At 58.0% G+C, this 7,549-nt stretch carries 7 protein-coding genes; all 7 read left to right on the forward strand.

All coding sequences use genetic code 11. The features are described 5' to 3' along the window. Positions 1–19: 19 nt before the first annotated feature. Positions 20–1,342, forward strand: coding sequence for an aminomethyl-transferring glycine dehydrogenase subunit GcvPA (gene gcvPA, locus RRY12_08535; protein MEG2184709.1), 1,323 nt, complete (start codon positions 20–22; stop codon positions 1,340–1,342). Next, positions 1,339–2,769, forward strand: coding sequence for an aminomethyl-transferring glycine dehydrogenase subunit GcvPB (gene gcvPB / locus RRY12_08540; GenBank protein MEG2184710.1), 1,431 nt, complete (start codon positions 1,339–1,341; stop codon positions 2,767–2,769). Before gcvPA ends, gcvPB begins: the two co-directional genes overlap by 4 nt. A gap of 1 nt (position 2,770) precedes the next feature. Further along, positions 2,771–3,763 carry a lipoate--protein ligase gene (locus RRY12_08545; protein ID MEG2184711.1) on the forward strand — a complete coding sequence of 331 codons (993 nt, stop codon included), beginning with the start codon at positions 2,771–2,773 and terminating at the stop codon, positions 3,761–3,763. Further along, entirely contained in the window at positions 3,763–5,169 is a 1,407-nt protein-coding gene (lpdA, locus tag RRY12_08550) for a dihydrolipoyl dehydrogenase (GenBank protein MEG2184712.1), read from the forward strand. The genes RRY12_08545 and lpdA overlap by 1 nt, the downstream gene beginning before the upstream one ends. Before the next feature lie 188 nt (positions 5,170–5,357). Continuing rightward, positions 5,358–5,987 carry a cyclodeaminase/cyclohydrolase family protein gene (locus tag RRY12_08555; GenBank protein ID MEG2184713.1) on the forward strand — a complete coding sequence of 210 codons (630 nt, stop codon included), beginning with the start codon at positions 5,358–5,360 and terminating at the stop codon, positions 5,985–5,987. Positions 5,988–6,010: 23 nt separating this feature from the next. Further along, on the forward strand, positions 6,011–6,880 hold the full coding sequence (locus RRY12_08560) for a tetrahydrofolate dehydrogenase/cyclohydrolase catalytic domain-containing protein (GenBank protein ID MEG2184714.1): 870 nt from the start codon (positions 6,011–6,013) through the stop codon (positions 6,878–6,880). A 222-nt stretch (positions 6,881–7,102) separates the two neighbouring features. Continuing rightward, positions 7,103–7,549, forward strand: a 447-nt coding sequence (locus RRY12_08565; GenBank protein MEG2184715.1) for a CGGC domain-containing protein, incomplete at its 3' end; no start/stop codon positions are given.

A 7,549-nucleotide genomic window follows, 5' to 3' on the forward strand; every position in this document is an offset into this window, starting at 1 on the left:
GCAGAAAGGATTGATTTTTATGAGTAGCTACGTTCCTTCTACAATGAAGCAAAGGCTGGAGATGCTTGAGGCTGTTGGAGTCTCATCTTTTGAGGAGCTTTACGCCGACGTCCCCGAAAGTATGCGTCTGAAAGAGGGCGCACTTGACCTCCCGGACGGAATGTCCGAGATGGAGGTCAAGGCGAGCATGGAGATGATGGCCGCAAAGAACAAGGTATTCCCATGTATTTTCCGCGGAGCCGGAGCCTATAACCACTATATCCCCTCCATCGTGAAGCGTGTGACCGCAAAAGAGGAGTTTGTCACCGCCTATACCCCCTATCAGGCTGAGATCAGCCAGGGCATTCTTCAGTCTATCTTTGAATATCAGACTATGATTTGTGAACTGACTGGCATGGACGCCGCCAACGCCTCCGTTTATGACGGGCCCTCCGCCTCCGCCGAGGCCGCCGCTATGTGCCGCGACCGCAAGCGCGAGAAGGTCGTCATATCAGGCGCCTGCCACCCGGAGGTCATTAAGGTTATGCGCACCTACTGCTACGGCGCGGGCGCTGAATGCGTAGTGATTCCCGCAGCGGACGGCAGGACGGATGTTGACGCGCTTAAGGCCGCGCTTGATGATAAGACCGCCTGCGTGTGCGTGCAGCAGCCCAGCTTCTTCGGCATTGTCGAGGATTGCGCGGCCATCGCTGACTTGGTTCACGCGGCGGGCGCCAAGTTCATCATGAACGTCAATCCGATTGCGGCGGCGGTCCTCAAAACGCCGGCGGAGTGCGGCGCAGACATCGCAGTAGGCGAGGGGCAGCCCCTCGGCATACCGATGGCCTTCGGCGGCCCCTATCTTGGCTTCATGGCCTGTACGGAGAAAATGCAGCGCAAGCTGCCGGGGCGCATCGTAGGAGAGACGCGTGACGCAGAGGGCAGACGCTGCTTTGTCCTCACGCTGCAGGCCCGCGAGCAGCACATACGCCGCGAGAAGGCCTCTTCCAACATCTGCTCTAACGAGGCGCTCTGCGCCCTGACTGCGGGCGTCTACATGGCCGTGATGGGGCCGGAGGGAATGCGCGAGGTCGCCGAACAGTGCTTTGCTAAAGCGCATTATATGGCCGCTAATATAATAAATATCCAGGGCTTCCATCTGGCATATCCGGGTGTATTTTTTAACGAATTTGTCACCGCCTGCCCAGTAGATACAGGGGAGCTGCTCTCTATCCTTGAGGAAAAGGGCATTTTGGGCGGCTTGGCCGTAGCGGAGGGTATACTGTGGTGCGCCACGGAGATGAACAGCAGGGAGCAGATAGATACGCTCGTTTCTGTCCTGAAGGAGGTAGCCGGCAAATGAAGCTGATTTTTGAAAGAAGCGCCGCAGGACGCAGATGCGCCCCATTGCCCGTCTGTGACGTGCCGTTTTACGGAATATCCGACGAGATGAAGCGCAGAACTGTTCCACGTCTGCCAGAGTTGGCGGAGGTGGATCTCTGCCGCCATTATACAGAGCTGAACAAACAGGTCTACGGGGTCAACTGCGGTTTTTACCCGCTCGGTTCCTGCACGATGAAATATAATCCCGCAGTCAATGAGGAGATTGCCGCGCTCAAAGGTTTTCAGGCAATCCACCCGCTCCAGCCGGAACATACCATGCAGGGCTGCATGGAGGTTTTAGCGACGCTGGAGGAGCTGCTCTCCGAGCTTGTGGGCATGGACGCCATGACGTTCCAGCCGGCGGCCGGCGCGCACGGCGAGCTTACGGGGCTGCTGCTCATCAAGGCCTACCAGCTTGACAACGGCGGCGCGGCTCGTGACAAGATAATAGTTCCAGACTCCGCTCACGGCACCAACCCAGCAAGCTGCGCTATGGCGGGCTTTCAGGCGGTGAACATTCCCTCCGCCGCAGACGGCAGCGTCGACCTTGACGCCCTGCGCGCAGCAGTTGGGCCCGATACCGCAGGCCTCATGCTCACGAACCCAAATACCCTCGGTATGTTCGATAAAAATATACTCGAAATCACCAGAATCGTTCACGAAGCGGGCGGCCTCTGCTATTATGACGGCGCCAACATGAACGCCATTATGGGCGCGGCGCGCCCCGGCGACATGGGCTTTGACGTCATCCACCTCAATCTGCACAAGACCTTCTCTACGCCGCACGGCGGGGGCGGCCCGGGCGCAGCTGCGGTGGGCGCGAAGCAAATACTTGCGAAGTATATGCCCGGCAAGTCCATCGTCCGGAAAGAGAGCGGCTTTGCGTTTAAAGAGGCGCCCTCATCAATAGGCTCAGTCCGCTCCTTCTACGGCAATTTTCTCGTCTGCGTGCGCGCTCTGTGCTATGTCCTCTCTTTAGGCGGAGCCGGGCTGCGCGAGGCGTCGCAGAACGCCGTGCTGAACGCGAACTATCTGCGCGTCCTGCTCAAGGAGCATTGCCCCACCTCAAACGACGGCCTCTGTATGCACGAGTTTGTGCTGACGCTTGAGGAGCTGCATAAACAGACGGGCGTCACGGCAAGCGATGTCGCGAAGGCGATGCTTGACTGCGGCATGCACCCCCCGACCATGTACTTCCCGCTGATAGTGCATGAGGCGCTGATGTTCGAGCCTACGGAGACGGAGACAAAAGATACTTTGGACGAGGCGGCGCGCTCTATCGTCAAATTGCTTGAGATGGCGGCCAGCAAGCCTGAGGCGCTGCATAACGCCCCCCTGGCCACAGCGGTAGGACGCCCGGATGAAGTGGCTGCGGCGAGGACGCCGGTCATCCGTCACGGTTTCTAAGATGATTGAAAAGACAGCTCTTGTCATCGCAGACGGATATACTCCATACAGGAATCAGGCCGTTGAAGAATATTTGATGCGGGAGGCGGAGCCCAAGAGCTGTACCATGTACCTCTGGCAAAACCGGCAGACGGTCGTCATCGGCCGCAACCAAAACGGACGCGCCGAATGCCGCGTAGAGCAGCTTGAAAAGGACGGCGGGTATCTCGCCCGCCGCCTTTCCGGCGGAGGCGCGGTCTTCCACGACCTGGGGAACCTGAACTTCTCCTTTCTGGCGGCTGACCCAGACTACGATGTGGCACGTCAGCTGCGCGTGATACTTGCCGCCGTTCGCTCCTTCGGGCTGGCGGCTGAGGCCTCCGGACGCAACGACATCACGATAGACGGCAGGAAGTTCTCCGGCAACGCCTTTATGTCCTCCGCGCGGCGGCGCTGTCATCACGGCACGCTGCTGATAAGCGCCGACACCTCGCGCATGGTCAAATATCTAAACGTAGCGCAGGATAAGCTGGAAAATAAAGGCGTCCGTTCCGTCCGCTCCAGGGTAGTCAACCTATCGGAGCTTGAAAGCGCCATCACAGTCGAAAGCATGACGGCGGCGCTGCGCAGCGCCTTTTGCGCAGAGTACGGCGTAGCTTGCGAAGAGCGAGCGCTCTCCGAACTGGACGGCGGACGCCTGCGGGCGCTTACTGAAAAATTTGCCTCCGCCGCCTGGAGGCTTGAGTCTGAGCCGGACTTTTTATTCACCAGAAAAAAACGTTTTGTCTGGGGCGGCGCGGAAGTGCATCTGAAGGTAGAGGCGGGCAGGGTCGCGGAGGTGCGTCTTTTTACAGACTCCATGGACCCCGAGCTCTCCGAAACGGCTGAAAAGGCCCTTCGCGGCGCGGAATTTTCATCAAAGGCGCTTTGCGGCGCGCTTGCCGAGCTTCCCTGCGAAGAGGCGCGCAAACAAATGCTCCTTGACATTTCTTCGATCCTTATGGAGGCGGAATAATGGATAACTATGATCTGATAATCATCGGCGCCGGGCCGGGAGGCTATGTGGGCGCTATCAGGGCGGCGCAGCTGGGGCTTTCGGTCTGTCTCATTGAGCGCAGGGAGGTCGGCGGCACCTGCCTTAACCGCGGCTGCATCCCAACAAAATCTTTGCTTTATACCTCTACGCTCTTCTCCAAGGCCCTCCACGATTTTGAGCTGCTTGGGCTGAAGGCTGACAACGTCTCCTGTTCTCCGGAAAAAATGTACGCGCGCAAGGACCAGGTCGTCGAAAGGCTGCGCGGCGGCGTGGAGCAGCTTCTCAAATCCCACGGCGTCATGCGTCTTGCCGGCTCCGGTGCCGTCGCGGGGCAAGGGCGCGTGAAGTTCACCCCTCCCGCAGGCGATGAAAGAATGATCTATGCGAAAAACATCCTGATAGCCAGCGGCTCAGTTCCCGCGCGTACACAGTTTCCCGGCTGCGAACTTCCCGGAGTCATCACTAGCGACGAACTTCTCAGCGACAGCGGCATTGTGAAGAAAAAACTGCTGGTATTCGGCGCGGGAGTCATCGCGGTCGAGTTTGCCACTGTATTTGCAAACCTTGGCTGCGAGGTTTCGCTTGTGGTGCGCAGCAGTCTGATGCGCGTCTGGGATGCCGATATCTCCAAAAACTTTGGAGCCGTCCTCAAAAAACGCGGAATAAAGGTCTACGGCAAATCCACGGTAAACGAAGTCGTCCAACAGGGCGGCGGACTCTTGTGCCGCTTCACCTCCGACGGGAAAGAATGCGAGCTTGAGGCGGAGAGCATACTTGTCGCAAACGGCCGCGACCCAGAGACGGAGGGCCTCTTCTGCGGAGGCTTTACCCTGCCTCTGTGCAATGGCCGCATCGTAGTAAACGACCGTTTTGAGACGCCCGTGCCGGGAATATACGCCATAGGAGACGTCACCGGAGGCATGCAGCTTGCTCATCTAGCCTCCGCTCAGGCTATCACCGTCTGTGAACGGCTTGCTGGAGAAGAACCGAGCGTTTGTCTGGAATTTGTACCAAACTGCATCTATACCGACCCCGAGATCGCCTGCGTGGGCATGACAGAGGCGGAGGCTATCTCCGACGGCAGGTCGCTGCTGGTGGGCAAATATATGATGTCCGGCAATGGGAAAACGATCATCGAAAACGGAGAACGCGGATTTATCAAGCTGGTATTTGACGCGGAGAGCGAGATACTTCTTGGCGCGCAGCTCATGTGCGAGCGTGCAACAGACATGATAGCGGAACTTGCCACCGCCTGTGCGAACCACCTGACGGCGGAGCAGCTGACGCTGACGATGAGGCCGCACCCAACCTTCTGCGAGGCCGTCACAGAGGCTGTAGAGTCCGCTCACGGGCGCTCCATCCACAGCATGCCTCAGAAAAAATAAAAGCGAGCACCACGCCTGAGACTACCTTTCGCCCGCTCCAAGGGCCGGCTATGCAACAAGCGGCCGGGGCCGGGCCTTCTTTTTAATAAACATTAGAGAAACGCTGATCAAATAATTTCGCCCAATAAGCATAGACTGCCTAATCAACTGCGGGGGCGACCCTGACGACTTGAAAAGGAAGAAAAATAATGAAAATAACTGAATTGAGCGGTATCAACTTTGTCGCCCGGCTCGCCTCCTGTGCGCCGGTGCCGGGCGGAGGCGGCGCGGCCGCCTTGGTAGGCGCCATCGGAGTAGCGCTGGGAAACATGGTGGGCAGCCTCACCGTAGGCAAACAGAAATACGCCGATGTACAGCAGGAAATATTAAACCTGAAGGCCAGGTCGGACGAACTGCAGGATAAGCTGCTTCTGTTGGTGGAAAAAGACGCCGAAGTATTTGAACCCCTCTCTCGGGCCTATGGAATGCCGAATGAGACGGAAGAAGAGCGAACAAAGAAGGCCAGCGTCATGGCAGAAGCGCTGCGCAAAGCCTGCGGCGCGCCTATGGAGATAATGGAGCTTTGCATAGAGGCTCTTGAAGTGATAGAACGTTTCTCCCAAATCGGCTCAAAAATCGCAATAAGCGACGCAGGATGCGCCGCCGTCTGCTGCCGCGCGGCCCTAAGCGCCGCGAGTTTGAACGTATTCATAAACACGAAAGCTATGGCCGATCGCGCCTATGCCCAGCAGCTCAACAAGCATGCGGTGGATATGCTCATCTCCGGCACGGACAGGGCTGACGCGGTTTTCACGGCGGTCATGTCACAGCTTAAATAGAGTCAACTAAGGAGGAAACTGCTATGGCTGCTTTATTAAAGGGCGCGGAAACGGCAAAAGCTCTGACCGAGAAGTTACAGATCAAGGCTTCAAGGCTGCGGGCAAGAGGCGTGACTCCTTGCCTCGCGATAGTGCGGGTGGGCGCGCGCGAGGACGATCTTTCTTATGAACGCAGCGCATTGAAGCGCTGCGATAAGGTGGGCATAAGCGTCCGCCAGGTGATACTGCCGGAATCTGTGCCTCAGGATAAATTGCTTGCGGAGATGCACGCTCTCAATCAGGACGACAAGATACACGGAGTGCTCATATTCCGCCCCCTGCCCCGGCACATAGACGGCGAGGCCGTCCGCGCCTCTCTTTTGCCCGCTAAAGATATGGACGGCATCACAGATGGCTCTCTCGCCGCGGTCTTTGTCGGAAGCGACGGCGGCTATGCGCCCTGCACGGCCGCCTCCTGCCTGGAACTGCTGAAATACAACAACATTCCCATCTCAGGCCGCCGCGCCGTGGTGGTAGGGCGCAGCCTCGTCATTGGCAAGCCCGTCTCCATGCTGCTGCTGGGCGAAAACGCAACCGTCACCACCTGCCACAGCCGCTCAAAAAATCTTCACGCAATTTGCAAAGAGGCGGATATTCTGGTGGTTGCGGCCGGCAAGGCCGGCATGATTGGCGCGGAGTGTGCCAGAGAGGGGCAGGTTGTGCTGGACGTAGGCATACATGTGGACGACGGCGGCAACATCTGCGGCGACACGCGCTTCTCCGAGGTTGAGCCCATCGTGGAGGCCATCAGCCCCGTCCCCGGCGGAGTTGGGGCCGTCACCACCGCCATCCTTGCCGGCAACGTCATAGCCGCGGCGGAGAAAACGCTGGAATGTGGCGCGCACAGCCTTTGATATTCTGACCTGACCCGCTTGAGGCTGAAAACTCCGTGCGCCGTTTCTTGAAATACCGGCGCACGGAGGCAGCGTCCCCCCCCCCCCCGCGTTGGCGCCGTATGGGAGTATAACGCGAGCTTCAAAACCTCCATGCGCCGGTTATATTTGCGGCGCTTGCAGGGCGCCGCTCTGCGGCTATAATAGCTTTACGGGAAATAATTTTATCGGGGGGAATCTTTTATGAGCATCAAACTTGTCGTCATCATCCAGTGCGAAGTGGCGCGCCGCAGGTGCAGCGGCTTTGCCTGCATGAAATGCTTCTACGACCGCGAAGGATTTTTTGAGGAATGCGGCTACGGCCCTGATACGCGCTACATCGCCTTCGACTGCGGCGGCTGCTGCGGCGGGAGCGTCGCCTCGCACCTTGAGCATCTCTCAAACAAGCTGCGCGCGCAGACCGACGTCAAAAAGGATGAAGTGGCGGTGCATCTCGCCTCCTGCGTGACTACCGACAATTATCATCACGACCGCTGCCCGAACCTCGAATACATCAAGGCCATAGTGCTGAAAAAGGGCTATAAAAATATTGCGTACGGCACCTTCAAAAGCACCAACGCGACAAAAAAGCGCGCAGAAGGCCTTTATAAGGATCACGAAATGGAGACCTTCCACGACTGCGAAGCCGAG

Source organism: Cloacibacillus sp. (assembly GCA_036655895.1).
Lineage (GTDB): Bacteria > Synergistota > Synergistia > Synergistales > Synergistaceae > JAVVPF01.